19 protein-coding genes and 3 pseudogenes are annotated in these 26477 nt (G+C 60.7%); 16 read left to right on the top strand and 6 right to left on the bottom strand.

Annotated elements, in window-relative coordinates; translation table 11 throughout:
- The first annotated feature begins 346 nt into the window (after positions 1-346).
- The 9 genes from IPF49_15000 to IPF49_15040 all read left to right on the top strand — a co-directional run bounded on the left by IPF49_15000 (position 347) and on the right by IPF49_15040 (position 10649).
- Positions 347-2593, top strand: a complete 2247-nt coding sequence (locus IPF49_15000) for a TonB-dependent receptor (GenBank protein MBK6288915.1) — start codon at positions 347-349, stop codon at positions 2591-2593.
- 126 nt (positions 2594-2719) lie between these two features.
- Entirely contained in the window at positions 2720-4489 is a 1770-nt protein-coding gene (locus IPF49_15005) for an amidohydrolase family protein (GenBank protein ID MBK6288916.1), read from the top strand.
- 17 nt (positions 4490-4506) lie between these two features.
- Positions 4507-4929: a nuclear transport factor 2 family protein gene (locus IPF49_15010; GenBank protein ID MBK6288917.1), complete on the top strand. Its 423-nt coding sequence runs from the start codon at positions 4507-4509 to the stop codon at positions 4927-4929.
- A gap of 194 nt (positions 4930-5123) precedes the next feature.
- Positions 5124-6230 carry a DUF1214 domain-containing protein gene (locus IPF49_15015; GenBank protein ID MBK6288918.1) on the top strand — a complete coding sequence of 369 codons (1107 nt, stop codon included), beginning with the start codon at positions 5124-5126 and terminating at the stop codon, positions 6228-6230.
- Positions 6231-6232: 2 nt separating this feature from the next.
- Positions 6233-7420, top strand: a complete 1188-nt coding sequence (locus tag IPF49_15020) for a sulfotransferase (protein MBK6288919.1) — start codon at positions 6233-6235, stop codon at positions 7418-7420.
- Between the two features lie 25 nt (positions 7421-7445).
- A complete protein-coding gene (cysC, locus tag IPF49_15025; GenBank protein MBK6288920.1) occupies positions 7446-8063 on the top strand; it encodes an adenylyl-sulfate kinase in 618 nt (205 codons plus the stop codon).
- A gap of 84 nt (positions 8064-8147) precedes the next feature.
- Positions 8148-9338, top strand: coding sequence for a sulfate adenylyltransferase (gene sat, locus IPF49_15030; GenBank protein ID MBK6288921.1), 1191 nt, complete (start codon positions 8148-8150; stop codon positions 9336-9338).
- Positions 9339-9369: 31 nt separating this feature from the next.
- Positions 9370-10158 carry an SDR family oxidoreductase gene (locus IPF49_15035; GenBank protein MBK6288922.1) on the top strand — a complete coding sequence of 263 codons (789 nt, stop codon included), beginning with the start codon at positions 9370-9372 and terminating at the stop codon, positions 10156-10158.
- 242 nt (positions 10159-10400) lie between these two features.
- A complete protein-coding gene (locus IPF49_15040; GenBank protein ID MBK6288923.1) occupies positions 10401-10649 on the top strand; it encodes a DUF1244 domain-containing protein in 249 nt (82 codons plus the stop codon).
- Positions 10650-10655: 6 nt separating this feature from the next.
- Here the strand turns inward: IPF49_15040 and IPF49_15045 are convergent, their stop codons facing one another.
- A complete protein-coding gene (locus IPF49_15045; protein ID MBK6288924.1) occupies positions 10656-11600 on the bottom strand; it encodes a LysR family transcriptional regulator in 945 nt (314 codons plus the stop codon).
- A gap of 188 nt (positions 11601-11788) precedes the next feature.
- Between IPF49_15045 and IPF49_15050 the strand changes: the two genes are divergently transcribed.
- Complete coding sequence (locus tag IPF49_15050) at positions 11789-13138, top strand: aspartate aminotransferase family protein (GenBank protein MBK6288925.1); 1350 nt, start codon at positions 11789-11791, stop codon at positions 13136-13138.
- A 1-nt stretch (position 13139) separates the two neighbouring features.
- Positions 13140-14654 (top strand): CoA-acylating methylmalonate-semialdehyde dehydrogenase, encoded by a 1515-nt coding sequence (locus IPF49_15055; protein MBK6288926.1) that lies wholly within the window; start codon positions 13140-13142, stop codon positions 14652-14654.
- 151 nt (positions 14655-14805) lie between these two features.
- Here the strand turns inward: IPF49_15055 and IPF49_15060 are convergent, their stop codons facing one another.
- From IPF49_15060 to IPF49_15075, 4 genes are all read right to left on the bottom strand, one after another.
- Complete coding sequence (locus IPF49_15060) at positions 14806-15855, bottom strand: NADP-dependent oxidoreductase (protein ID MBK6288927.1); 1050 nt, start codon at positions 15853-15855, stop codon at positions 14806-14808.
- Between the two features lie 219 nt (positions 15856-16074).
- The gene (locus tag IPF49_15065; protein MBK6288928.1) at positions 16075-16314 is read right to left on the bottom strand and encodes a hypothetical protein; all 240 of its coding nucleotides are present in this window, start codon (positions 16312-16314) and stop codon (positions 16075-16077) included.
- Complete coding sequence (locus tag IPF49_15070; protein ID MBK6288929.1) at positions 16311-16907, bottom strand: LLM class flavin-dependent oxidoreductase; 597 nt, start codon at positions 16905-16907, stop codon at positions 16311-16313. Before IPF49_15070 ends, IPF49_15065 begins: the two co-directional genes overlap by 4 nt.
- Before the next feature lie 172 nt (positions 16908-17079).
- The gene (locus tag IPF49_15075) at positions 17080-17220 is read right to left on the bottom strand and encodes a hypothetical protein (GenBank protein MBK6288930.1); all 141 of its coding nucleotides are present in this window, start codon (positions 17218-17220) and stop codon (positions 17080-17082) included.
- A 241-nt stretch (positions 17221-17461) separates the two neighbouring features.
- On the opposite strand from IPF49_15075, the pseudogene IPF49_15080 reads away from it, so the two are divergent.
- From IPF49_15080 to IPF49_15090, 3 genes and pseudogenes are all read left to right on the top strand, one after another.
- Positions 17462-18099 (top strand): annotated as a pseudogene (locus tag IPF49_15080) (aldehyde dehydrogenase family protein).
- Between the two features lie 243 nt (positions 18100-18342).
- Positions 18343-18943, top strand: a pseudogene (locus IPF49_15085) (peroxidase-related enzyme).
- A 2154-nt stretch (positions 18944-21097) separates the two neighbouring features.
- Positions 21098-21196, top strand: coding sequence for a hypothetical protein (locus IPF49_15090; GenBank protein ID MBK6288931.1), 99 nt, complete (start codon positions 21098-21100; stop codon positions 21194-21196).
- A gap of 2039 nt (positions 21197-23235) precedes the next feature.
- Here IPF49_15090 and IPF49_15095 read toward each other — a convergent pair.
- A complete protein-coding gene (locus IPF49_15095; protein ID MBK6288932.1) occupies positions 23236-23637 on the bottom strand; it encodes an AMP-binding protein in 402 nt (133 codons plus the stop codon).
- Between the two features lie 678 nt (positions 23638-24315).
- Between IPF49_15095 and IPF49_15100 the strand changes: the two are divergent.
- A pseudogene (locus tag IPF49_15100) lies at positions 24316-24843 on the top strand (superoxide dismutase [Fe]).
- A gap of 612 nt (positions 24844-25455) precedes the next feature.
- Positions 25456-26466: an OB-fold domain-containing protein gene (locus tag IPF49_15105; GenBank protein ID MBK6288933.1), complete on the top strand. Its 1011-nt coding sequence runs from the start codon at positions 25456-25458 to the stop codon at positions 26464-26466.
- Positions 26467-26477 lie beyond the last annotated feature (11 nt).

Genomic DNA, 26477 nt, shown 5'->3' on the forward strand with positions numbered 1-26477 from the left:
TGGTTTATTGATGCTAAATAGCGTACGAGCCTGCCGGCGCCCTGTTGCTTCCCCTGGGCGACGCGACCGCCCGGATCATCGTCCGGACCTTGACTGGCGTGAGCCACCAAGGTCCCGCATTTGCGACGATCCGATTCCGACACGGCGAAGCATGGACTCGTGCCCTCTCGCATGCACTATCAAATCGTGCCAAATCCCGTGATTTTTTCGCAATGCAGTCTGTCTTCCCCTTATCTAATCCCCCGGGGGGGGAAGCGATTACTTCAAGTTGTCATACACTGGCTTCCTCGAAAACCAAGTCGTGGCACTTTTTCGGTGCCGCCACATTCCAGGAGAGAATCGATCGATGCAAACCACCAGGAAGCGTCTTGTCCAGGCCTGTACCACCGCCCTGATCGCCATGTGCGGCGCCCAGGCCCTGGCCCAGCAGGGCGGACTCGAGGAGATCGTTGTGACCGCGCAAAAGCGCGAGCAGTCACTGCAGGAGATCCCGGTCGCGATCACCGCGTTTGGCGCCGACGCGCTGCAACAGCAGAGGATTCGCGATGTAGGCGATATCTCCGGTCTGGTACCCAATGTGCAGATCAACCCGTCGCCGAGCGGATCTACCGGGGTGACCGTTGCGATCCGCGGCTCGGTGACCATCAACCCGGCGGTGACCTGGGAGCCGACGGTAGGCCTTTACCTTGACGGTGCGTTCATCGGCAAGAACGTCGGTGGTATCTTCGATGTGGCCGATCTCGAGCGCGTCGAGGTGTTGCGCGGCCCGCAGGGTTCACTGTACGGCAAGAACACCGTGGGCGGGGCGATCAACCTGATTACCCGCAAACCCTCCGGTGAACTGGGCGGCACGCTGCGCGGGGGTATCGGCAACGAGGGCTATTACCAGCTTTATGGCAGCGTGGATACCCCGGCGCTGGGCACGGTCGGCGAGGGGCTGGGGCAACTGAGCGCCAATATCACGCTGCAGCGCGAGGAGCGTGACGGATTTACCGACAATATCGATGACCCGATCGGCATGGCGCCGTTCGCGGGTCCGCGCTCCAGCGACGAATACGCCAACAAGGATGCCGATGCGGGGCGCATCGCGCTGGCACTGGATGTGACGGAGCGCTTCGATATGCGCTACGCCTACGATTTCAGCGAGAAAGACCAGGAACCCACCGCCAGCGTGCTGACCGCGGTGGACGATCCGGGCCTTGGCTTCGGCGCCCTGCTCTCGCCCTATATCCAGAGCGAGAACGATTACCCGAGCAAGCTCAGCAACGACCAGTCGCGCTACGAGAAATCCGAGGTCGAGGGTCACGCACTGCACCTGAATTATCGCCCCGGCGAGCTGGGGTCCCTGGGTGACGTGACTTTCAAGTCGATCACCTCGTACCGCAAACTCAGCTGGGACGATGCGATCGATCTCGACGGATCGCCGATCGACTTTTTCCATTCCGAGCGCCATATCGACTATGACCAGTTCTCGCAGGAACTGCAGATGGTCGGCGCCACCGAGCGCCTCAACTATGTGCTGGGCCTGTATTACTTCGAGGAAGACGCCGATGTGAAGAACCCGATCACCTTCTTCGGGGTGTTCGGCTCGCCGACCGCGCCCAACGCCTATGGGCTCGAAGGCGATTCGATGGCCGCCTTTGGCCAGGTCGATTGGAAGCCCTCAGCGGCCGTGCTCGAGGATCGCCTGACCGTCACGCTCGGCGCGCGTTACACCGAGGAATCCAAGGATCAGTATATCGATCACCCGATAACCACCGCACCGGTGACGCCATTCAGTGCGGACAGCAATGACGACTGGAGCAACTTCTCGCCTGCGGTGACCTTGAACTGGGCGTTTACCGATGCGTTGAACGTCTATGCGCGTTATGCCGAGGGCTGGAAATCGGGGGGCTACAATGGTGAGTCCGACTCCTTGGCGGCATTTCTCATGGCCTACGACCCGGAAGAGGTGTCTTCTTATGAACTCGGCCTGAAGTCGCGCTGGCTGGATGATCGCCTGCAGCTCAACGCGGCGGTGTTCCGCAACGATATCAGTGACATGCAGCTTGCGATCTTCCTCGCTGATGCCGCAGCCTCCTCGGTGGTTACGAACGCCGGCAAGGCGACCGTGCAGGGCTTCGAAATCGAGATATTGGCACAACCGCTCGACAATCTGCAGCTCAGCCTGAACTATGGCTATCTCGACCCGGAATACGACGAGTACATCGACGGCGGGGTGGATGTTTCCGACAATCGTGACTTCCCGTACTCTCCCGAGAACACCGCGAATGCCGGGTTGCAGTACACGGTGCCCGGCGTGGCCGGTGGCGACCTGGTCGCGCGGCTGGACTGGATCTACGTCGATGATCGCGTCGCCTACCCCGATCCGGCGCAGAACCTGCGTTCGCAGCTCGACAGCTACAGCCTGATCAACGGGCGCCTCAGCCTGGCCGATATCCCGGTGGGTGATGGCAGGATCACGGTCGCGGCCTGGGGCAAGAACCTGACCGACGAAACATACCGCGTCAACACGCTCCCGTTCCTCATCTGGACCGCGAGTTATTTCGGCGACCCGCGCACCTACGGCCTGGAAATCAGTTACGACTTCTGATCCGGCCAGCAGGCGCAATCGAGCAGCAACGGGCCTGGAGCGATCCAGGCCCGTTTTGCGTTTGGCGATTCTCGAGTTTTGCCGCGGGCGCGGGTGGGGTAGACTCGCGCGACAGATTATCAGTCAATGCCGGGATGGCGTCGGGAGCAGTACGTGGAATTCGATCTGGTGGTTCGTAACGGACGCATCGTGGACGGCAGCGGTGCGCCGGCATTCGTCGGTGACGTGGCGGTGCAATCGGGGAAGATCGCTGCCCTGGGCAAGATCGAGGGCCGTGGCCGGCGCGAGATCGATGCCACGGGCAAGCTGGTGACGCCCGGCTGGGTCGATGTGCATACCCATATGGATGGCCAGGCGACCTGGGACCCGCTGCTCTCGCCGGCCTCGAACCATGGCGTGACCACGCTGGTGATGGGTAATTGCGGGGTGGGGTTCGCGCCCTGCAAGGCGACGCCCGAGGCGCACGATGCGTTGATCGCGGTGATGGAAGACGTGGAGGATATCCCCGGCACGGCCCTGCACGAGGGCATCAGCTGGGACTGGGAGAGTTTCCCGCAATATCTCGATGTGCTCGAGCGCCTGCCGCACGCGATCGACGTCGCGGCGCAGGTGCCGCACTGCGCGGTGCGCACCTTCGTGATGGGCGAGCGTGGCGCGCGCAACGAGCCCGCAACACCGGATGATGTAGCGAAGATGGCGGCCATCGTGCGCGAGGGCCTCGAGGCCGGCGCGATCGGCTTCAGCACCTCGCGTACCCAGTTGCATCGCACCCGTGACGGCGAGGTGATGCCGGGAACCTATGCCGACGAGGCGGAATTGCTGGGTATCGGCAAGGTGCTCGGCGAGACCGGCAAGGGCGTGTACCAGCTGGTGTCGGACTGGGACGAATGGGAAAAGGAGATGGACTGGATGAAGCGCCTGTCCATCAGCAGCGGCCGTCCGATCGGCTTCGTGCTGTTCTACCGTTCCAACGAGGAATGGGACCGGGTCCAGAAGCAGCTCGAATACGTGCGCGCGGCCAATGCCGAGGGCGCCCAGCTGATTCCGCATGTCGGGGCACGCCCGGTCACGATCCTGATGGCCTTCGACGGCACCGTGAACCCGTTCATGATGCACCAGAATTTCGCGCCGCTGGCGGCATTGAGCCATACCGAGCGCCTGCAGCGCTTGCGTGACCCGGCGGTGCGCGCGGCCATTCTCGCCGAGCGGGTGCCAAAAATGGGCCACGACATTCTCGACCGCCTGCTGTGTGAATTCGAAACCATGTACGTGCTCGAGGACCAGCCGTTCTACGAGCCGCGCGCAGAAGACAGCATCGCCGCGCAGGCCGCGCGCCTCGGCGTGAATCCGGCGGCGCTGGCCTATGACCGACTGCTCGAGAACGATGGCAAGCGGATGTTCTACTTTCCGATCTTTGGCTATGCAACGCACGATCTCAGCCGCCAGGTCGCGATGCTGCAGGATCCGAACGCGATCATCAGCCTGTCGGATGCCGGCGCCCATTGCGGCGTGTTGTGCGATGCCAGCATGCCGACCTTCATGCTCAGCTACCTGGTGCGTGATCGCAAGCGTGGCGAGCGCCTGGCGCTGGAGTGGACGGTCAACCTGCAGACACGAAAAACCGCACGCTCGGTGGGCCTGCTGGATCGCGGCGAACTGAGCCCGGGAATGAAGGCGGATATCAATATCATCGATTTCGAACGCCTGCGACTGCATACGCCCGAAGTCATATATGATCTGCCGGCGGGTGGCCGGCGCGTGTTCCAGACCGCCGAGGGCTACGTGGCCACGATCGTGAACGGCGAGGTGATCTACCAGGACGGCAAGCCGACCGGTGCGATGCCCGGGCGCCTGGTGCGTGGCAGCCAGCCCGCCCCCGCCGCGCCACATCACTGAAACAACGAGGAAATATCATGGCCAATTGTTATCTGGCGCAGGAAGCAAGCCGCAAATCCGGCAAATACGTGGTCGAGGGCGCCAGGCAGGCGTGGCTGGACCTGTTTGCCGACGATGCCCTGGTGCAGGATCCGGTCGGCGTGTCGCCGCTCGACCCGAGCGGCCTCGGCCATCAAGGCAAGAAAGCCATCGCGGCGTTCTGGGACATGGCGATGCCGAACGGGATCGCGAGTTTCGAGATCCGCGAATCGCACCCGGCGGGTGATTCCTGCGCCAACGTGATCACGCTGTCGAACCGGCTGCCCGATGGCACGGTGGTCAGCACGGATTGCGTGGCGGTCTACACCGCCAACGATGCCGGCAAGATCGTGTCGCTGCGCGCCTACTGGGATTTCAGCAAGCTCGCGGCGCAACTCGAGAAGATGGCGGCTGCCTCGTAGGCGGCTTCCTGGTCGGATCCGGACGCGGGCAGATGCGCATTGTCCGCGGTGGATGATCGCCTCGTTTCGCCCGGCGCCAGGCCGGGATCGCGAGCGGTTTGTCGGTTGTTCTAATTCATACAGGTGATGCGCGTGCGCCGTGGGTCGCGCACAATCGGGCATTCAATCGTTTGGACAGGAGGGGGGTGTACGTCATGAGCGATGTCGAGCGACGCGTGAGCAGTGGACAAAGCTGGGCGGATTTCTGTGATGCGCTGAAGCGCGCGGGCGAGCAGATCCAGCGTCCGGAGGCACCGGCGGATGCCTTCACCCGTGCCGAAGGCTATCGGTATCTCAGCCGCCTGGCGCGGGCCGGGCTCGAGTGGTATCTCGAGTTCAACGACGCGGACTTTCCGGTGCTCTACAAGCCCTCGCACGAGACGATCAAGATCGGCGCCGACAACCCGGACAACATTTACGAGAAGGCGGTCGTCAACGGGCGCAACGATTACCGGGTGCGCGGCAAGCGCGGCAGCGTGCATTACATCAGCATGACCACCAGCAAGGGGAGCTACGCGGAAAACTTCAAGCAGACCGAAACCGGATTTGTCGACAGCAACGAGTTGGACGTCGACGCCGACGGGCGTTTCGAAATCATCCTGAGTGCCACACCGAAACCCGGCAACTGGCTGCCGATGGACGTGGATTCGCAATCATTGCTGATCCGTCAGACTTTTCTCGATCGCGAAACGGAAGTGCCGGCCGAATTCGTCGTCGAGCGTCTCGATACCGGTGTCGCGCCGTTGCCGCTGACCGCGCAGAAACTCGATGCCGGTTTGCGCACCGCGGGCACCTTCGTCGAAAACACCGCGCGCATGTTTGCTGACTGGAGCGCCTCCTGGCTCGACAAGCCGAACCAGTTGCCGCCGGCCAACCAGGAACTCTGCCAATCAGTCGGTGGCGATCCGAATATTTTCTATTACCATGGGTTTTTCGACCTGGCCGATGACGAGGCACTGGTGGTCGAGGTGGCGCGTATTCCGGACTGTCGTTCGTGGAATCTGCAGGTCGACAACTACTGGATGGAATCACTCGATTACCGTTATCTCAGGATTCACGTCAACAAGCACACCGCGCAGTACGCCGCCGATGGCAGCGTCCGGATCGTGATCGCCGGGCGGGCCCCGGGCGTCGGCAACTGGCTCAATACCGCCGGACACCGCAGCGGCACGCTGTGTTTTCGCTGGATCGGCGCCAGCGAACAGGTTCACCCCACATGTCGGGTGGTGAAAATCGACCGCCTCGAACAGGCGGAGAAATGAAGATGGCGAACCCCGTTGTCTCACTCGACGCCGACCTTTTGCGCCAGCAGGCGCGCGCCGAAACCGGTCTCGAGGATTTTGGCGACGAGAGTCATGTGGACGCGATGCAGCATCTGCTCGATGCGCTGAACACCGAGGCCAATCTCAACGAGGCGGGGCGAGCGATGTTCGCCGGGCGTATCCGCAATATCCTGGTCTGCCGCTTGCGCGCCGAAGACTGGTTTCGGCGCCATCCGGAGATCCTCGAGGAGGAAATCCGCGCACCGCTGGCAATCGTTGGCCTGCCACGTACCGGCACCACGATGATGCACCGCACCATTGGCGCCGATCACCGCATGTACGCGCCGCTTTGGTACGAGGTGCGCTATCCGGTGCCGTTCCCGGGCACCGATTTCAACGGCATCGATCCGCGCATCGCGGTGGCCGAAGCGGAAGTCGCGGCGATGCTCGAGGCTTCGCCCGAACTCGCCTCCATTCACCCGATGGATGCGCGCGGACCGGATGAGGACATCATGCTGCTCGAGCAGTCGTTCTTCAGCGGGGTGCCGGAGTCCTTTGCGCATATGCCGTCCTATGGTGCCTGGCTCGACCGCCAGGACCAGCGCCCGGGTTACCGCTACCTGAAGCGTCTGTTGCAGTTCCTGCAATGGCAGAAAAAGCGTTTCGGCCAGGGTAGCGGCGAGCGCTGGGTGCTGAAGGCGCCGCACCACCTGCGTTATCCGGCGGCACTATGCGAGACTTTTCCCGACGTCAGTATCCTGCAGACACACCGCGACCCGGTGCAGACGATCCCCTCCTACGGCAGCATGATGCATGCGCTGATCAGCCCGCTGGCGAACGCTTCCGACAAGGCTGCCATCGCGCAGCATTGGGCCGGGCACTGGGACCGCGCGATGCGTGCCACGATGCAGTTTCGCGATGCCGGGCACGAGCACCGTTTTCTCGATGTGTGGTACCAGGATACCGTTGCGAAGCCGCTGGAGGAAATCCGCCGGCTCTACGATTTCATCGGCATGCCGTTCACCGAGGAAGCGCGTGCCGAGATGGAAAAATGGCGCGATCTGAACCGCCGCGAGGAACGCCCGAGCCATCAGTACACGCTGGAGGAATACGGCTTTACCGAGCAGGGGCTGAAGAAGTCCTTTCATGAATACCGCGAGCGCTATATCCTTGCGCGCCCGACCCGCTGATTTTCACTTCCACGGAAACACGAGTATGACAGAGCAGAAGGCGACCAACGTTCATTGGCACGAGGGCGAGATACAACGCGAGCACCGTCACCAGTTGCTGGGCCAGCAGGGAGCGACGCTGTGGTTCACCGGCCTCTCCGGCAGCGGCAAGAGCACGGTCGCGGTGGCGCTCGAGGAGGCGCTGCATCTGCGTGGCAAACTCGCCTACCGCCTCGATGGTGACAATATCCGCCTTGGCATCAACAAGAATCTCGGCTTCAGCGCCGAGGACCGCACCGAAAACATCCGCCGTATCGGCGAAGTGGCCAAGCTGTTCGTCGATTGCGGCGTGATCGTCCTGACGAGTTTCATCAGCCCCTATCGCGCCGATCGCGACGTGGTGCGTGCGCTTCATGATGCCTCCGGGATGCCGTTTATCGAGGTGTTCGTCGACTGCGCGCTGGCGGAGGCCGAGAAGCGTGATCCGAAGGGACTCTACAAGAAAGCCCGTGCCGGCGAGATCAAGAACTTCACCGGTATCGACGATCCTTACGAGGCGCCGGCAGCCGCTGAAGTCCATCTGCATACCGACCGCATGACCCTGCAGCAGGAAGTCGACATGTTGCTGCACGAACTCGAGAAGCGCGGCATCCTGTCGACCTGAGATGCGCAGATACCCGACCAACCCCGGAGGACGCACGCCATCGTGCGTCCGCTCCCGGTCCGCCCCACGAATGGAGTCAGCACCATGATGAAACCGCACGGTTCGGAACAACTCGACCCACGCTTCGTGTACGACGCCACGCGTCACGCCGCGCTGCAGAAAGAAGCCGATGGGCTGCCCTCGCTGCTGCTCAATTCGGCGGCTGCCGCCAATGCGGTGATGCTCGGCGCGGGCTATTTCAACCCGCTCACCGGGTACATGAACAAGGCCGATGCGCTGAGCGTGGCAAAGAATATGCGTACGGTGGCCGGCCTGTTCTGGCCGGTGCCGATACTGAACCTGAGCAAGGACGTGGCGGCTATCCGTGGCGCCAGGCGTATCGCGCTGCGTGATCCGAATGTCGAGGGCAACCCGGTGCTGGCAATCCAGACGGTCGAGGCCATCGAGGAATTCAGCGAGGCCGAGATCAGCCAGATGGCGGAGCAGATATTCCGCACCCTCGACCCCAAGCATCCGGGCGCGGGAACCTTTGTCTCGCTGGGTCGCTTTGCGGTATCGGGTCCGATCGAGGTGCTGAACTTCAGCTATTTCCACAGTGATTTCCCGGACACTTTCCGCACCGCGGTGGAGATCCGCAACGAGATCACCGAGCACGGCTGGAGCAAGGTGGTGGCCTTCCAGACCCGCAACCCGATGCATCGCGCGCACGAGGAGCTGTGCAAGATGGCCAAGGAGGCGGTCGGTGCCGATGGCGTGCTGATCCATATGCTGCTCGGCAAGCTGAAGCCCGGCGATATCCCCGCGCATGTGCGCGACGCCGCGATCCGCAAGATGGTGGAGCTGTACTTCCCGCCCAATACGGTGATGATCACCGGTTATGGCTTCGACATGCTTTACGCCGGTCCGCGCGAGGCAGTGCTGCACGCGGTGTTCCGTCAGAACTGCGGCTGCAGCCACCTGATCGTGGGGCGCGATCACGCCGGCGTCGGCAGCTATTACGGTGCCTTCGATGCGCAGAGCATTTTCGACGAAGTGCCTGCCGGCGCGCTCGGCATCCAGATTTTCCGCGCCGACAACACCGCGTATTCGAAGAAGCTCAACAAGGTGGTGATGATGCGTGACGCACCGGATCATGGCGACGAGGATTTCGTGCAGCTCTCCGGCACCAAGGTGCGCGAGATGCTGGCTGCGGGCAAGGACCTGCCGGTCGAGTTCGCACGCCCCGAGGTCGCCCGTATCCTGATGGGCTACTACCAGAGCGAAGCGGCCGGTTGATGCGCGTTTTCTGATTTGCGGAGCACTCGATATGTTGCTGAAAGACAAGGTGGTGATCGTTTCGGGCATCGGTCCGGGGCTTGGCATCGAACTGGCATTGCTGGCTGCGAGCGAGGGGGCGCGCCTTGCGATATGTGCGCGCACCGCATCCAAGCTCGACGATGCCGAGCAGCAGGTGGCGGCGCTCGGTCTCGGCACCGAAGTGCTCAAGGTGCCGACTGATATCAGCGACCGGGTCCAGTGTCAGGCGCTGGTCGAGCAGGCCGTGGCGCGTTTCGGGCGCGTGGATGTGCTGATCAACAGCGCCTATGTGGGTGGCAAGTTCGAGCCGATCGAGAGCGCCGATCTCGATGACTGGAAAGCGACCATGGATATCAATTTCTTTGGCACCATGGCCTTGACGCAGGCGGTCATCGCGCCGATGAAAGCCCAGGGTGGCGGTTCCATCGTGATGATCAATACCATGGTCACGCGGGTGCCGTTGCCGTACCAAGGCGGTTATGGCGCCTCCAAGGGCGCGCTGAAGGTCGCCACCGCGCATCTGGCCAAGGAACTCGGCGCATACGGGATCCGGGTCAATTCGGCCTTCATGGGCTGGATGTGGGGCCCGCCGGTCGAGGGTTATCTGAAGGGCGCGGCGCGTCAGCAGGGCACCACGGTCGAGGCGCTGCGCAAGGAGATCGGCAAGAACATCCCGCTCGGGGACATTCCGGACGACGCCGATTGCGCGCGGGTCGCCATCTTCCTCGGTTCGGAATACAGCCGCGCCATGACCGGAGCCTGTCTCGATGTGAATGGTGGCGAATACCTTCCCGCATAAATTTTTTCAGTGGCAATCTGTTGATTTCATTTGAAAAAAGCAGGATACGGGATGTTTCGAGAAAATTTTTTCGGGTTCCCCGGAACTTTGCCCACAGGCCCAAGTCTCACTATTGCGAATGATGTTTGATGGTTAATCCCCTTACCTTCATTGTCATTTGTGGTTTGGTTAGTGTTGTCTCCTAAAGCTTGGCCCGGCTACCCTGCCGGGCTTTTTTTTGGCTCTCGAAAAAGGAGCGTGAAATGCCGGACCAGGCTACCAGGACCGAAATCGAAGCAGCGGCTTTCCGTCGTCTGCTGGCCCATCTCGACGAGCGCAAGGACGTGCAGAACATCGAGCTGATGAATCTTGCCGGCTTTTGCCGCAACTGTCTTGCCAAGTGGTATCGCGCGGCGGCCGAAGAACGCGGCGAGGCGCTCGATTCCGACGAGGCGCGCCAGATCGTCTACGGCATGCCGTACACTGAATGGAAGGAAAAATACCAGCGCTGAGACCGGCTACGGCCTGGCGTGCGGTTCGGGCTGAGGCTTGCGATGTGCGGCCAGCAGCAGATCGAGAAAGGTCTGCGTCAGTCGTGAGCGTCGCGCCTCCTGGCGCACGATCGTCTCGAAGGTGCATTCATAACTGAAATGATCGCTGCGCAGTGCCCGCATCAGGCCCTGCTGCACAAAACTCGCCGCGTAGTGATCCGGCAGAAAACCGATATAGGCTCCGGACAGGATGAAAGTCGCGACACCCTCCTGGTCATAGGCCGTGGCGAGGCGTTGCAGCCCGAACTCGTGGCCGCGTTCCATATTGTCCGAGTGAAAACCAAGCCCGGCAAAAGCTAGTTGCTGTATATCGCTGTCGGTGACCAGCGCTTGTTCGCGACCGAACAGTGGGTGATCGGCGCCGCAATACAGATACATGGTTTCGCCGAAGAGGCGCTGATATTCGCAGGCGCCGGAGCGCCGGTGGGTGGGAATCACCCCGATGTGGTAACGCCCGTCGAGAATGCCGCGCTCGATCTCGTTGATCGGGTGCACCCGCAGTTCGATGGCGACATCGGGTGCCAGTCGACGCAGTTCGCCGATCGCAGTCGCGATCCGCGCTTCCGGGTTGGTCGCCGTCTTGTCGAACAGCGCCAGCTGCAGGGTGCCACTCAGGCGCTGGTGCAGGTTATTGATCTCGCTGCGCAGGTCCGCGAGCGAGCCGAGCACGCGAAGCGTGGCCTGGTAGATCTGCGCACCCTCGGGGGTCAGTGCAAAGCCGCCGCGCCCGCGTCGGCACAGGCTCATGCCGAGTCGTGCCTCGAGATCCTTGATGTGGCGGCTGATGGTCGAGCGGCCGATGTTGAGCTGCAATTCGGCCGCCGCGAAGCCGCCACTTTCGACCACGGCCCGAAACACCCGCAGCAATCGCAAGTCGAGGTCGCTCACCTGGGCCAATACCGGTCGCTTCATCGGATGTACCGCCGGTTTTCCATTCTGTTCACTTCGCCGCAACCGCCACGCATCTTCATCCGGTATGAAATTCTCAAAAGTTTCATATATAGGCAACTGAAATTGCAAAAATATGTGTTTATGAAACTTAAGGCAAGGCCTAAACTGATGTTTTGACACCCGAACCGCGCCCGCGAAGGATAACTCGCATGACCCACGCAACAAGCAGTACCGATCTGGTCGCCGCGCTCAGTCGCGAGGATCTCGAAGCTCACTGGATGCCGTTCACCCCGAACCGGGAGTTCAAGCAGAACCCGCGCATGATCGTGCGGGCCGAGGGTTGCCACTACACCACCACCGACGGGCGCCGCGTGTTCGACAGTCTCTCCGGCCTGTGGTGCTGCGGGCTCGGCCATGGACGCACCGAGATCAGCCAGGCGGTGGCACGCCAGATCCAGGAACTCGATTACGCCCCGGCGTTCCAGTTCGGACATCCGCTGTCGTTCCGCCTGGCGAACCTGCTAAAGGCGATGACCCCGGAAGGGCTCGACTACGTGTTCTTCACCAATTCGGGTTCGGAATCCGCCGACACGTCGCTGAAGATGGCTCGTGCTTACTGGCGCCAGAAAGGGCAGGGCACCAAGACCCGGTTCATCGGCCGCGCCAAGGGTTATCACGGGGTGAACTTCGGCGGCATCAGCCTCGGTGGCATCGGCGGCAACCGCAAGCTGTTCGGCCATGCCCTCGACGCCGATCATCTGCCGCACACCCTGCTCGCGGAGAACGCGTTCTCGCGCGGGATGCCCGCGCATGGCGTGGAGCTTGCCGAGCAGCTCGAGGAACTGGTGGCGCTGCACGATGCCTCGAATATCGCGGCCGTCATCGTCGAGCCGTTCGCGGGCTCCGCGGGCGTGATCGTGCCACCCGCCGGTTATCTGCAGCGGCTGCGCGAGATCTGCACGAAGCACGATATCCTGCTGATCTTCGACGAAGTCATCACCGGTTTCGGGCGCGCGGGGGATGTGTTCGGGGCCCAGGCGTTTGGCGTCACGCCGGATATCCTCAACGTCGCGAAATGCCTGACCAACGGCGCGATGCCGATGGGCGCGGTGATCGCGAGCGGCGAGATCTACCGGACCTTCATGGCCGCGGGCGGTCCGGAGTACGCGGTCGAATTCCCGCACGGCTACACCTACTCTGCGCACCCGGTGGCCTGTGCGGCGGGTATCGCTGCGCTCGAGTTGTTCCAGCGCGAGAACATGGTCGCCAGGGTGCGTGCATTGGCACCGTATTTCGAGGACGGACTGCACGGCCTGAAGGGCGTGAAACACATCAGCGATATCCGCAACTTCGGGCTGGCCGGCGCGATGACCATCGCCGCGAAGCCCGGCGAACCGCTGCGCCGGCCCTACGAGATTGCGCTGGCGATGTGGGAGCGCGGTTTCTACGTGCGCTGGGGCGGTGATACCCTGCAATTCGCGCCGCCTTTCGTTGCCGAGAAATCCGATCTCGACGCGCTGTTCAATACCCTCAACGACGTACTCCCGATGGTGGCCTGAGATGAATGTACAAGTGAAACTCGAAACCCTCGGCCATTTCATCAATGGTGTGGCCGTTGCGGACACGGCCCGTTCACAACCGGTCTTCAACCCCGCGACCGGACAGGTGGTGCGTCACGTCGCACTGGCCTCGAAAACGACTGTCGAACAGGCAATCGCGGCGGCCGAGGCGGCATTCCCCGCGTGGCGCGACACGCCGCCGCTGAAACGCGCGCGGGTGATGTTCCGTTTCAGGGAACTGCTCGATCAGAACGCCGACGCGGTTGCGGCGCTGATCACCGAGGAACACGGCAAGGTGCTCGACGATGCGCTCGGTGAGTTCCTGCGCGGCGTGGAAGTGGTTGAGTACGCCTGCGCCGCGCCCGAGCTGCTCAAGGGTGAACACAGCAAGAACGCCGGTCCCGCGATCGATTCGTGGTCGGAGTTCCAGCCGCTCGGCGTGGTGGCCGGCATCACGCCGTTCAATTTCCCGGCCATGGTGCCGATGTGGATGTTCCCGATGGCGATCGCCTGCGGCAACTGTTTTGTGCTGAAACCCTCGGAACGTGATCCCAGCGCGGCGTTGCTGATCGCGAAGCTGTTCCGCGAGGCAGGTCTGCCCGACGGCGTGTTCAACGTGGTGAATGGCGACAAGGAAGCCGTGGACACCTTGCTGTCCGATCCGCGCGTGCAGGCGCTGAGCTTCGTCGGCTCGACACCGATTGCCGAGTACGTCTACCAAACCGGTACCAGACACGGCAAGCGCATCCAGGCGCTCGGCGGCGCGAAAAACCACGCGATCGTGATGCCGGATGCGGATCTCGACAACGCGGTCAGTGCCTTGATGGGCGCGGCCTACGGCTCCTGCGGCGAGCGCTGCATGGCGATCTCGGTGGCGGTGGCGGTGGGCGACGAGGTCGGCGATGCGCTGGTGTCGAAACTGAAGGAGCGCCTGTCCCATCTCAAAGTCGGACCCGGCACCGTGCCGGGCACCGATATGGGTCCGCTGATCACCCGGGCGCACTTCGAGAAGGTGCGCGGCTATGTCGATCTCGGTGTGGCGGAGGGTGCGGAACTGGTGGTCGACGGGCGCGGTCTCGATGTTGCCGGTCACGAGGAAGGCTTTTTTCTCGGCGCTTGCCTATTCGACAAGGTGACTTCGGAAATGCGTGTTTACAGGGACGAGATCTTCGGCCCGGTACTGTGCGTGGTACGCGTGCGTTCGCAGGAACAAGCGATGGCATTGATCGACGCGCACGAATACGGCAACGGCACCTGTATCTTCACCCGCGACGGCGAAGCCGCGCGCTATTTCACCGACAATATCAAGGTCGGCATGGTCGGCGTGAACGTGCCGCTGCCGGTGCCGGTGGCCTGCCACAGCTTCGGCGGCTGGAAGCGATCCCTGTTCGGTGATCTCTACGCTTATGGCCCGGACTCGGTGCGCTTCTACACGCGCCGCAAGACGATTACCCAGCGCTGGCCGAATGGCGGGGTGCGCGAGAAGGCGACGTTCGCGTTTCCGTCGAATGGGTGAGGGGAGACTCCGCGATCAGCGGTCCGAGCCGCTGGCGGAAAGTATGAGGTGCTTGCAAGGGCGAAAGCTGCACGTCCACACTGAACCACTACCTACTTGCGCAAGGATGCGCAGTCGATGCACGCACACGCACGATTGATTCGGCTTGATGCTATTTGGACACCAGGTTTTCCAGCGACTCGGGATCGCCCAGTTTCAGCAATTGTTTGCCCTCGTTCTTGCCTTCGAACAAACGCAAGAACGTCGCTGGAATAGCGTCGAAACCCTCCTGGATATCGTTGCGGAAGGCAATTTTGTCTTCCATTGCCCACACCGCCAATTGCGCCAGCGCCTCGTCGTTACGGTCGTAATAGTCCAGGGCGATGAACCCTTGCATACGCACCCGCCGGATCACCAGGTTGACCAGGTTGCGGGGGCCGACCCGAGGCTCTTTCGAATTGGAAATGGAAATTGCACCACACAGTACGATACGCCCGTAGTTGGCGATGCTGTTGATGGCAGCCTCCAATATGCTGCCACCCACATTGTCGAAGAAAATATCGATGCCATCCGGGCAAAGTTCCTTGAGGCGCTGGTCTACGTCCTCTTTTTTGTAATCGATGGCGCCATCCAGACCGGCTTCGTCGATCAACCACCGGCATTTCTCCTTGCCGCCGGCAATACCGATGGTGCGGCAACCTTTGAGTTTTGCAATTTGCGCGGCGACGGAACCGGTAGCACCGGCGGCACCCGACACCACCACGGTCTCGCCTTTCCTGGGTTTGCCGATATCCATCAAGCCCCAGAATGCCGTGGTACTGCTACCGCCCAATACGCCCAGCGCCATCTCGGGCGTTATGAAGCGGTTCAATTTCCGATGCGGCACCATATCCGATTTCGACGCCACGGCGTATTCCTGCCACCCATACATGCCCAGCAACAGAGTGCCCAGGGGCAACACGGGGTTTCCTGACTTCACGACCTGTGCGACGTTGAAGGAGCGCATGGGCTCATCTATTTCTACCGGCGGCATATAACTGGGCTTGAGGCTCATCCAGCCGCGCATGGCGGCGTCATAAGCAATCCACAGGTTTCTGACCAATACCTCGCCAGCGGCGTAGTCAGGCTCGGGCATAGGCGCTTCCTTGACCTCAAAATGAGTCGTGGATACGGTGCCTTTGGGGCGGCTCTTGAGAACCCACTGGCGATTGGTCTGTGCCATGCTCTACCTCATTGCTCAAAGTCGGGGTGATTGAATAACGCAAATCCACTTTCGCACATTTTTTGGTGAGTGTGGCGCCGGCCTGGCCGCCCGGCAATATCATGGGCTCCCGGCCGGGCTGAACCTGCCCACACTGGCCGACAATCGACTGCAGGACATCGTGCTGCCGCTGGAGGCACCTCTTCGTATTTGCGGGTCCAAAAGCAGCAGCCTTGGCGATCAGCGCCAGAAACCGGCCGCTTGCCGCATCGATTCCAGTTTGATATCCAGATCACCCGCTGGTTGTGCCTTATCCGCCCAGGGCATCAGTACCAGACCCCGTATACCCAGATCTTCGAGCCTGCGCAGGTAGTCATCGCCGAGTTTCTCGGCGGCCATGACATATTTTTGCGCTTTCCCCCCCGACAGTTCGTCCAGTGTGCCCAGTAACTCCTCCAACTCCCCGAGTGGATGGTTCATGCCGATCCAGCCGCTGTTGGCCGCCGCGCGCTTGATTGCAATGGGTGAATTGCCGCCAATGTATATTTCCGGTGGCCTGGCGGGCCGGGGCGAAATGCCCACATCCTTGAACCGGTAGTGTTCGCCCTCGAAGCTGAAAAGGTCGTTGTTCCACAGCCCTTTGATGATCTCGATCGACTCGACAAAGAGCGCGCCGCGCGTTTTCGGGTTGTGCCCCAATAGAGCGATCTCGTCCGTGTTCCAGCCAGGGTGATGCCCAGTGCAAAGCGGTTCTTGCTCAGGTCCGCCAGCGCCGCCGTCTGCTTCGCCACGGTGAAAGGATCGCGCATGCCCATCACATAGGCATAAGTCATGAATCGCAACTCTTCGGTAACAGCGCTCATCACGGCTATGGTGGTTATCGGCTCGATGTTCGGAATCGCCGGGTCGTAGGGGATACCGCGCGTCGGGTGCCGGCTCTTCTGCGCCTTGGGCAGGGCGACGTGATCAGACAATGCCACTCCGGTGAAGCCCAGTGCCTCGGCCTCGCGGGCAATCGCCTTTACATCATCGCCGTTGTTGTTTTCGTGCAACCAGGCTAACCAATATTCCATCCGGGTTTTCCTCTCATCGGCTGAATGTGCAGTGACCATCATCTGCTCGCGTTGCGCGCTGCGACTGGCATCTTCCGCTCCCTGCGCGCAGTTGGCGCGGACATATTATCGCGCTCTCGGGAATTGGCGTAGGCCGATTTGGCGGCATACCGGCGGGTCCACAGATGCGCGCTCACTGGTAGACATTGGCTTCACGGCCGATCAGCACCTGTGCCAGGCTTGGCTTGCCCGATTCGAAGCTGCGCCTGACGGCCTTCGCGATCTGTTCCAAACGGTCGCAGAACTCGCCGTGCACGCCGCTGGTTTTCGTCATAACACCCGATCCAGTGGACAGCTATCACAGCATCGGAAACCAGCCCTTGTAATTGCTCGGATCGCCACCGGCCCTGGTTATTACGTCCCGTGCCGGGTATGCCCGGGGCAGGTAGGCCCCCGTGCCGAGTATCGCGAGCGGGCCACTCATCAATCAAGGCATCATTCAACAAGTGTTCTACCGCATCTGCGGTCTGCATTGCGCGGCAGCGAAGCACATCTTCAGAAACCATTTGAGTGGGATGGCCTATCACCATCGGCGGCAGCTTCCTGTACGAAGATTGGTGCGCGACCAGGTCGATTTCGGTGTGGAGGAGGCCGTACAGCTGGTGGTCGACGGGCGAGGCCTGACGGTGCCCGGGCACGAAGAGGGCGTTTCCCTCGGCGGCTGTCTGTTCGACAGGGTCCAGCCGCAAATGCGCATCTACAAGGAGGAGATCTTCGGGCCGGTGCTATGCGTGGTACGCGTGCGCTCGCAGCAAGAGGCAATGGCGCTGATCGATGCGCACGAGTACGGCAACGGCACCTGCAGCTTCACGCGAGACGGGGAAGCCGCGCGTTATTTCAGCGACAATATCAAGCTCAGCATGATCGGCGTGAATGTGCCGCTGCCGGTCACCTGCCACAGCTTTGGCGGCTGGAAGCGCTCGCTGTTTGGTGATCTCTACGCCCATGGCCCGGACTCGGTGCGCTTCTACACGCGCAGGAAAACCATTACCCAGCGCTGGCCGAGTGGCGGGTGCGCGAGAAGGCGACGTTCGCGTTTCCGTCGAGCGGGTGTGGTGGGGACCGCGATCAGGGTTCCGAACCGCTGGCGGAAAGTGTGAGGTGCTTGCAAGGGCGAAAGCTGCCCGCCCACACTGAGCCATCACCCCTCTAGCGCAAGGACGCGCAGCCGATGCATGCCCACGGCAGAGGCGGTGTTGTGCCGAGGTGGGACGCGCAGCGAATTCGGGAGCAATATCGGTGCGGAGCCGACGTCAATGGCCGCCGGTGGACGGTCATTTGGGGCAGAGTCGCGATTCGACGTCGTACCGTGACGGCTCACAACGGCTTGGATTCGGACAAAGAGGGGCTTCATTCTGCTTATACTTCATGCGTTGCAGTTCAGGAGTTGACCGTGATGACCCAGCCCGTCAGTCGATATCCCGTGCCCGCGATCGAATCGATGCCGGAAGATCTGCGCCGGCGCGTTCTCGAGGTGCAGAAGTCAGGTTCGTGCCCAACGTGTTCCTTGCCTTCGCGCACCGGCCCGACGAATTCCGCGCCTTCTTTGCCTACCACGACGCGGTGATGCTGCGCCCGCCTTCGAGCCCGGAAGGGCTCAGCAAGGGCGAGAAGGAAATGATCGTCGTGGCCACCAGCGGCATCAACCAGTGTCTGTACTGCGTGGTGGCGCATGGTGCGATCCTGCGCATCCACGAGAAGTCACCGAAGCTGGCCGACCAGGTGGCGGTCAACTACCGCAAGGCCGCGCTCACGCCGCGCCAGACGGCCATGCTCGACTTCGCGATGAAGGTCTGCACCGAATCGGCGGCGATCACCGAGGCGGACTTCGCCGCGCTGCGCGAACACGGCTTCACCGACGAGGACGCCTGGGACATCGGTGCGATCACCGCGCTGTTCGGCCTCTGTCCAACCGCATGGCCAACCTCACGTCGATGCAGCCCAACGACGAGTTCTACCTGATGGGACGCGTGCCCAAGGCCAAGCCGGCGGCCTGAACGGGAGGTGAGGCCAGCCGCCGTGACCGCGGTTTGCGCGGCGGTGTGCGCCCGATCGGACGACCCCCATAAAAACCGCCGGAAACTGACGATCGAAGTGGTCCGAAAAACCATAAGGCTTCGACCGAGGCCATTTCCCGATGAAGGATGGCCCGAAAAATCAGGCGGGTCACTATGGGAACCCGGTCAAATAGGTTATTTTGAACCAAACAGGGGTCCTTTTTTGTGCCGGTTTTGCACTCAAATCCTTCATGCCCATCCACAGATAAAGCGGTCAGTTCGTTCAGTTCTTCGTGATGGTTCCTGAAGTTAGAGGCGATGCCATCCCAAATGACCAGGATTGGTATGATCGGAGCAAATACGTAAGAGGAAGCGACTGAGTTTGATGGGAGATAATGTGGGAGTGTAAATAGCCATGACGATCGGTGATAAAAGCGTATGCAGATGTGCCACAAGGAACGGTTTCACAATTCAAAGACCGCGATCGACGCCCTTTATTGACCGCATCCTGCAATATTCCTCTTGCCTGATCGGGTCTGAAATGGTGAAAGCTGGAGAACAGCGCACGTACACCTTGCAAATATTCCGGCACATCTGTCGCATCAACGGACCGGGATTCAGGCAATCTAACCCCGGGGTTTTCTTATGGATTGTTTCAAAGGCAGGTATGTTGGGAAATTTGTCCGTCAGCATGACCTTCACCGCGAGTCCATGATCTTGTTTGAATTGATGTTGCAACAATTGATTCGGCCCCGTGCCACCGGAACGCAGATCCACAGTGAGAGTCTGATCGGTTTTTCTCAACACATCAGCCAGCAGGGCCGTCGCGGGTTGATACAGATCAATACTGGAGCATCTGGCTATGGTAAAACTCCGTCATATAGTTTCGCGAACCCTGAGGAAACCAATTAACGTCTTCAAATTCAATCGCGTACTCGTTTCATGATGCGTCCTTGTAAGGCAAACACTTCCAGAATCTCCTCCGGAAGGATTGCTTGCGGTTGTTTCTTTTTTGTCGCGATTTCAGGCGTCGCTGCGTTCGTCGAGAAACGCGCACCCCGATTCCGGGACGCGAGTCGCCCCGATCCTGGATGAGTTACCTGAACTTGCGCGATGGAGTCCAAGCAAGAGCGCCAAATTCAAAGTCCTCGATGTGCATCGTCACGCAGGGAGCGCTTTGCTAGCGCCGGGTGGTCCCGTCGACACGGTGTCGAACCCGGCATCGGCCAGCGAAGCTGCGGAAACCGAGCTCGCTCGTCGGCTCGGGATCATGGATCTCCGCGGCGTCGACCAGGCGATCGTGATCTTCGACCATGGATACCTCCGGCCTCGAGGCCTCGAAGACACTTGCGCCGAGAATGACGCCGCCGCTCGTTATCGCGACCGCACTCCGGAGCGATTCCCGATACGCCCATCCTTGCTCTCGACGCCTTCGGATCCTAATGAGGCGACGCGCCAATATCTCCTCATCGACCGGGACGATACGTCAATCCTAGACTCCGACATCGGCTCGAAACGCGGTCCGTCCCGTACCGTCGACCACGCTCGCGCCCCGAACGATCAGATTCACCTCGTTCATCGAGTCATCTCTCCATCTCGAGCCATGGGCACACCATCGTGTCCCACTTCGAGTTCAACGCCGGTCGAATGCCTGCCATCACTGCATCGTATATTGACCAACAACGCCCGGCGGTATTTTTCCCGCCACTCAACCTGCCTTCGTCGTCTTGCCCCCGCGTACCGCGCTCCCTCGCTAAAGGCAAAAGAAGCCAGTCGTATTGGCTTCCTTTGCGGATCTGATCTGGTCGGTGGTCCGAACGGTCAACAGTGCCCTTTTTCGCAGCAATATGTGCGCAGCTGGCAGTAGTTTGAATTTGAGCAAACTGGAAGCGCCCTGAGTCTGCGGTTCGAAATGGCAACCGAGTGTCTTGCAACAAAAGATTTGGATCTGTGGAGGTGTGTAAATGCGATTCCATATTCTGCTTCGGGCCAGCCTGCTATGCTGCAGACAAAGGCGGGATGGCTCATGGGTTCTGGAAAAATGACCGCGGATATTGCTAAATCCACCGTACACTGGGACGCCGGCGAAATGGGCTGTGGCGAGCTTCTTATTGAGTGAAATTTCGGCTTCAGGAATTGAATCCGGGATCGGTCATGGAACTGATTACGCTGGATCCGGGTGCAAAACAGCAGATGCCAGCCTGGTGCCGGTTAACCGGTCATAAGCTGCTTTTTGCGGATCATCCAGCATAAAATCGAAAACAGGCAGAGGAGAAATCAATGAAAAAGTTTTGCGTTTCTTTGACTCACGCCCATGACAATGCCGATAAGGCAACGGTTAGCTTTTGTCATCGCCAACGCCGCGTTGGCTTCCGGATCAGGAGACTTTGGTTTCCTGAGTATCGAAGGTGAATCTGGCAATAAAGGGTCAAGCGGAAAGTATCCGTGAAGAAGGATTTGCCCCTTGAAGGACTTGATGGCAAGCTTTACCAAAGGAGGCGGCAAGATTTATATTTGCTCTCCTTGCTTCAAAGCGAAAGCTTGCCGAAGACCAGGTCATGAACGGAGCAACGATGGTCGGTGGAGCCAAATTGGTTGAATTCCTGGCGGGTGGAACCCCCTCCATTTCGTACTGATGGCAGAAATTCAACCAAAGAAAAGCTTTTGACGGCGGCAATCTGACTGCGGCAACGGTTTGCTTTTTTGCTCATTCGTCGAATATAGACACTCTGGCTTCCGGGGATCTCCTTGAAATTTCTCCACTGAGAAATCTGTCCGGGAAGATTTGCCCATCCTGGTGCCGGTTAACCGGCAACTCGCTGGTAAAAGTCCACACCACGGACTCGGGATTTAAATTCTGGATTCAAAAAAGCGCAAGACCGGCCGCCAGTGGCGTCCTGGATATCGGCAGATGCGCAACCTTGCAAATCAGAAAACGACAGTTTTTCAGCTGCGGACGACCCTGAGAAAAACGGATCTTCTCTGCCCGCTGCAAGCCATGTCCGTTATGGGAGTTGGCAGCTGGCCCTTAGCCCTGACTGGTTACTGAACGGGCTGGACCTGCTTTTCCAGGAACTTCATTGATGAACAGCAGTTCCTCAATGGGCCGCAGACGCTGTTGAACTTGCGGTGGCCGCCAAGTACGAGCTGGAGTCGACTTTGTCACGGACGGAGAACAACGCCGCGACGCTTATTGCAGCTTTCGGACGGCATATAAAAAACTGCCAGATGGTACCCTGCGCGACCTTGCAGCAATGGCTGATCATCCCGAAGACCTGGCCAAGAGCCTGACAGTGTTGACTTGCCGATGGATCGCACGCAGGCAACCTGTATCACCGGCAAGCTCGCGTGGGAGTCCCCAGCGACCGTTTGGGAATTGCAAACCGCGCGCGCTTCTGTCAAAAAGCCTGTCAAAGTCGCATTGCCAGGACCTTATTTATTATCAAGGACACTTTGGCTTGACTGCTTGCGCATCAACCACGACTCGCAAGAGCAACTGGCTGAGGACGTCGCACGATACCTGCGCGCGGAAATTCAATCGTTCTGGAAGGCGAAGGGTCATCCCTGATTCAGCCCGATTTAACCAAATTTGACGGAAGGTAGTTTTGACGGCGGAAACTGTCAGAGAGAAATTCGTGCGGTGCGCTTTCGAAAGGCGAGTGCAGTCGACGAACTTTGCGTTCGCTCTGACCACCTGAGGAAGGGTTACGGGGATTCCCGCAGGGAAAATCGGGATGCGCATTTGCCGTGGTAACTGGTCCAAGGGATGAGTCACAGGCCTGAGCGGCAGTTACCAACCGCTCATTCCTGTCTCAAACAAACACCGGTCGGCTTCCCTACGCTTGAAGGAGCAACGACCCGGGCAGGAGATGTCTCGATTCTGGCACCACTTTGCGAAGATCACATGGTCGGAATTGGAATGGTCAATCAGAAGTCCACGGAAGTTGAATCTATCCCTGAGTTGGTTGATCGTCTTTGGTTGCGTGGAATATTTCCCATGGAGCGCCTCTTTTTTCACGCCCGACTGCGGGTTTGCCACATTCGCGCATCAACCTCTTGCTGCACGATTCAGCGCGGAAAAAGCCGAGTCACCTCGTTCAGGCTGTGAATCGGGTTAAATAGCGGCGGGGCTGTCGTAGTCCCAGATGTCGTGTGGTGCGCCGATTGACGGTGCCGTCCCGGTTCGCCGGTGCTCGCACGCAGTGCCACAATCGACGCCGATCAGCAATCAAGATTGTCGCTCGCCGCCGAAAAAATCGCTCGATGTGCCGCCGGTCGGCAGGAACACCAGGTCACGCTTGACCGAACACCAGCCGCGGAATCGAGGCTCGCCCGAGCGCATCCGTCGCGGTCTGCTGGGCCGGCGAGTGGATCCAGCAGGGCCGGTGCGACCTGATCACGCAATGCTGCTGTTCAGCAGTTGTCAGGCGCCAGTTCTGGCAGGCCACGATGGCGCCGATGCGCGCCGCCGCGAGAATCAGCTCGATGGATTCGAAGCGGTTCTCCGCCAGCAGCGCGATGCGGTCGCCATAGCCGATTCCGCGTGCGCGCAGCACGCCGGCCAGCCGGTCGATGCGGTGCAGCAAATCCCAGCTAGTGGCTGCCGCCGGTCCATTCGAGAGCAATCTTGTCGCCGCGGCATCCAGCTTGCTCGCGGAACTGCTCGTAAACGGAGATCTCCCGGCACTGCGGATCGCGTCAGTGAGCGGAAAACCGGGTGGGAAGCGTTTCGGCGTTGCTCCGTTCGCTCATGGCTCACTGCGTGGCCGCCGAATGTTTCGCTTTCGCCCCGGCCCGGCACTCTCGATCCGGTGGTGCGAATACGGATGCATCGCGCAGGCGGCGTACTTCCTCGACAGTCAATTCGCTCATGACCGTTCTCCAAAGCCGAAGATCGAACCGGAAGTGCCGACCGCGCCTCACGCACTTTTAATAGTGTTCAAAATCGCATACTGGTCCGATGACGTCAAGCAAGGCGATCAAGGAAACCGGGGTCTGTCCCATCTGTAAGTCGGACCCGACGCCGGGCACTGATAAGGCCCGCTGATCACGGGCGCACTTGAGAAGGTGCGCTATGTCGATCCCGGTGTGGCGGAGGGCGCGCAACTGGTGGTGGATGGACGCAGTCCGGCGTTGCCGGTCACGAGGTAGGTTTTTCTCGGCGGTTGTCTGTTCGACCAGGTCACGCCCGCGCCGGCGAGGCCAGACGCCTGACGAATGCCTGCCATTTCCGTTAAAGTGTGCACTGCTCGTGTTCCGGGAACATCCTGCCCGCAGTGCGACAAGCCGAACTCAGTAGCAGACATGGAGATGCAAAGATATGGAACACCAACTTCCCGCACTGCCTATGCCAAGGATGCCCTGCCCCGCATATGTTGGCAGAAACCTTCGACTATCACTATGCCAAGCACCATCAGGCTTATGTCACCAACCTCAACAACCTGATAAAGGGCACGGGGTTCGAGAACAAGTCCCTCGAGGACATCGTCAAGACCGCACCTGCCGGCGGCCTGTACAACAACGCCGCGCAGGTGTGGAACCACAGCTTTTTCTGGAACTGCATGAAGCCCGGTGGCGGTGGCGCCCTGCCGGCGCCCTGGGTGCCGCCATCGATGCGAGGTGGGGCAGTTTCGAGGAGTTCAGGAAGGCTTTCTGGCGAGTGCCGTGGGAAATTTCGGCTCGGGTTGGACCTGGCTGGTGCGCAAGCCCGATGGGAGTGTGGACCATCGTCAACACGGGCGCCGCCGGCACCCCGCTCACGAGTGGCGACACCGCGCTGCTGTGCGTGGACGTATGGGAGCACGCTTTACATCGACTATCGCAACCAGCGACCCGGGTTTGTCGAGACTTTCCTCGACAAACTCGTGAACTGGAGTTTCGCGCAAGCGAACTTCGCCTGAACCTTTCCCGCGAGGGAGCGCGATGAATCGGCTGCGGAGCAGCCGGGCAAGGGGCCACCAGCGCGGCCCCTTGTTTTTTGGCGCCGGTGCATATTCGCGGTCCGGCGGCAAGATGTGCGGCAGCGCCGCCGCCATCAGTGCTAAACATCAGCCCGCGGCACCGATTAACCGGATGATCATCTTTTCGAATCGGGTCTCGAGGCTGACAATGCGCAGGTGGTCGCGCACGAGATCGTGGCAGCACCGTCAACTCCATGATCGAGGATATTGCAGCATCGCCGAAACTCGTGATAATCAGCGTGGTGCCTGCTGGTCGCACTCACGTCCTGCAGGGCGAGGTATTGTTCCGGAGGTGCACCGCGCGTGCCGCCGGCGAGTCGGCGGCGCCCAGGCGCATCACGCGGTATGAGTTCCATCCAGGGGAGAAATGACAAATGACCGAAGCATCGAGGATCAAGCCGCCGATGGGGCATGACAACGCGTGGTGGTGGGAAATGGCGCAGCAGGGCCAACTCGGCATCCAGCGTTGTCTGGGGCTGCGTGACACTGCGCCACCCGCCGCGCCCGATGTGTGGCGAGTGCCAGTCGCTGAGTGGGATGCAGTGCAGGCCTGTGGCCGCGGAACGATCTGCAGCTTCCACGATACTCACCCATCCGCAGTTTCCCGGCTACCAGTACCCTCCGATCATCATCCAAGTCGACCTGGAGGAGGGTACGCGCGTGACCTCGCAACTGGTCGGCTGCGAGCCGGCGGCGGTGGATTTCGGTTTGCCGGTGGAGATGCAGATTCCTGAGGATGCCGGACGGCTTCAGTTGCCCGTATTCACGCTACGAGTACCGTCTGATGCCTATTTCACTCAAAAACAAGCTGCCATTGCCGGCATCGGCTGTACCGGCTTTTCCAAGAAATCCGGGGGTGTCCGAGTTATCGCTCGCCGCGCAGCATCAAGCGCCTGCGACGACGCAGGAATTTCTCCGCGCGAGATCGACGGCCTCGTCAGCTACACGATGGACCTCGACCGACGAGATCGAGGTGGCGAGAGCGGTTGGTGCCTCCGACCTGACGTTCTACAGCAAGATCAATTCGGCGGCGGTGCCGCGGTAGGCACCATAGCCCAGGCCGCGATGGCAATCGCAACCGACAGGCCAGCACCGTGGGTGCTATCGCGCCATGAACGGACGCTCGGGGCAACGAATGGGGCAGGGTATCCGGACAGTATCATCAGTTCGGATCTCGTCCACGGTCGTGGTACATGGCTTACGGATGCTGAACCCGGGTTCATGGGTCGCCGTGATCGCCTGCAAGTACATGCACAAATGCCGGAGTCGAGCGCGAGGATCTGGGGTCGCGTCGCGATCTCGCAGCGAAATCGCCCAGTCCAATCCGCGTGCCTTTGGCTATGGCAAGCCCCTCACCATGGAGCAGTACCTTGGCTCCCCGGTGATCGCGCATCCGCTGTGCCTTTACGACTTCTGCCAGGAGACGGATGGAGGCTGTGCGATCCTTGTCACCAGCACCGAGCGCGCCCGCGACCTGAAACACAAGCCCGCGGTGATTCGCGCGGTGACTCAGGCTTCCACCCGCGGCCAGGAGCAGATGACGAGCTTACCGTGAAGAGCTGACTCGCTGCCGA

The organism is Gammaproteobacteria bacterium (genome assembly GCA_016705365.1).
Taxonomy (GTDB): Bacteria; Pseudomonadota; Gammaproteobacteria; order Pseudomonadales; family UBA5518; genus UBA5518.

Coding starts and splice junctions, on each gene's coding strand:
- IPF49_15015 (MBK6288918.1), top strand. CDS start 5,124: ATGAGCGATGTCGAGCGACGCGTGAGCAGTGGACAAAGCTGGGCGGAT.
- IPF49_15075 (MBK6288930.1), bottom strand. CDS start 17,220: ATGACGAAAACCAGCGGCGTGCACGGCGAGTTCTGCGACCGTTTGGAA.
- IPF49_15045 (MBK6288924.1), bottom strand. CDS start 11,600: ATGAAGCGACCGGTATTGGCCCAGGTGAGCGACCTCGACTTGCGATTG.
- IPF49_15090 (MBK6288931.1), top strand. CDS start 21,098: ATGGAACTGATTACGCTGGATCCGGGTGCAAAACAGCAGATGCCAGCC.
- IPF49_15035 (MBK6288922.1), top strand. CDS start 9,370: ATGTTGCTGAAAGACAAGGTGGTGATCGTTTCGGGCATCGGTCCGGGG.
- IPF49_15010 (MBK6288917.1), top strand. CDS start 4,507: ATGGCCAATTGTTATCTGGCGCAGGAAGCAAGCCGCAAATCCGGCAAA.
- IPF49_15050 (MBK6288925.1), top strand. CDS start 11,789: ATGACCCACGCAACAAGCAGTACCGATCTGGTCGCCGCGCTCAGTCGC.
- cysC (MBK6288920.1), top strand. CDS start 7,446: ATGACAGAGCAGAAGGCGACCAACGTTCATTGGCACGAGGGCGAGATA.
- IPF49_15005 (MBK6288916.1), top strand. CDS start 2,720: ATGCCGGGATGGCGTCGGGAGCAGTACGTGGAATTCGATCTGGTGGTT.
- IPF49_15040 (MBK6288923.1), top strand. CDS start 10,401: ATGCCGGACCAGGCTACCAGGACCGAAATCGAAGCAGCGGCTTTCCGT.
- IPF49_15020 (MBK6288919.1), top strand. CDS start 6,233: ATGGCGAACCCCGTTGTCTCACTCGACGCCGACCTTTTGCGCCAGCAG.
- IPF49_15065 (MBK6288928.1), bottom strand. CDS start 16,314: ATGAACCATCCACTCGGGGAGTTGGAGGAGTTACTGGGCACACTGGAC.
- IPF49_15070 (MBK6288929.1), bottom strand. CDS start 16,907: ATGGAATATTGGTTAGCCTGGTTGCACGAAAACAACAACGGCGATGAT.
- IPF49_15000 (MBK6288915.1), top strand. CDS start 347: ATGCAAACCACCAGGAAGCGTCTTGTCCAGGCCTGTACCACCGCCCTG.
- IPF49_15060 (MBK6288927.1), bottom strand. CDS start 15,855: ATGGCACAGACCAATCGCCAGTGGGTTCTCAAGAGCCGCCCCAAAGGC.
- sat (MBK6288921.1), top strand. CDS start 8,148: ATGATGAAACCGCACGGTTCGGAACAACTCGACCCACGCTTCGTGTAC.
- IPF49_15055 (MBK6288926.1), top strand. CDS start 13,140: ATGAATGTACAAGTGAAACTCGAAACCCTCGGCCATTTCATCAATGGT.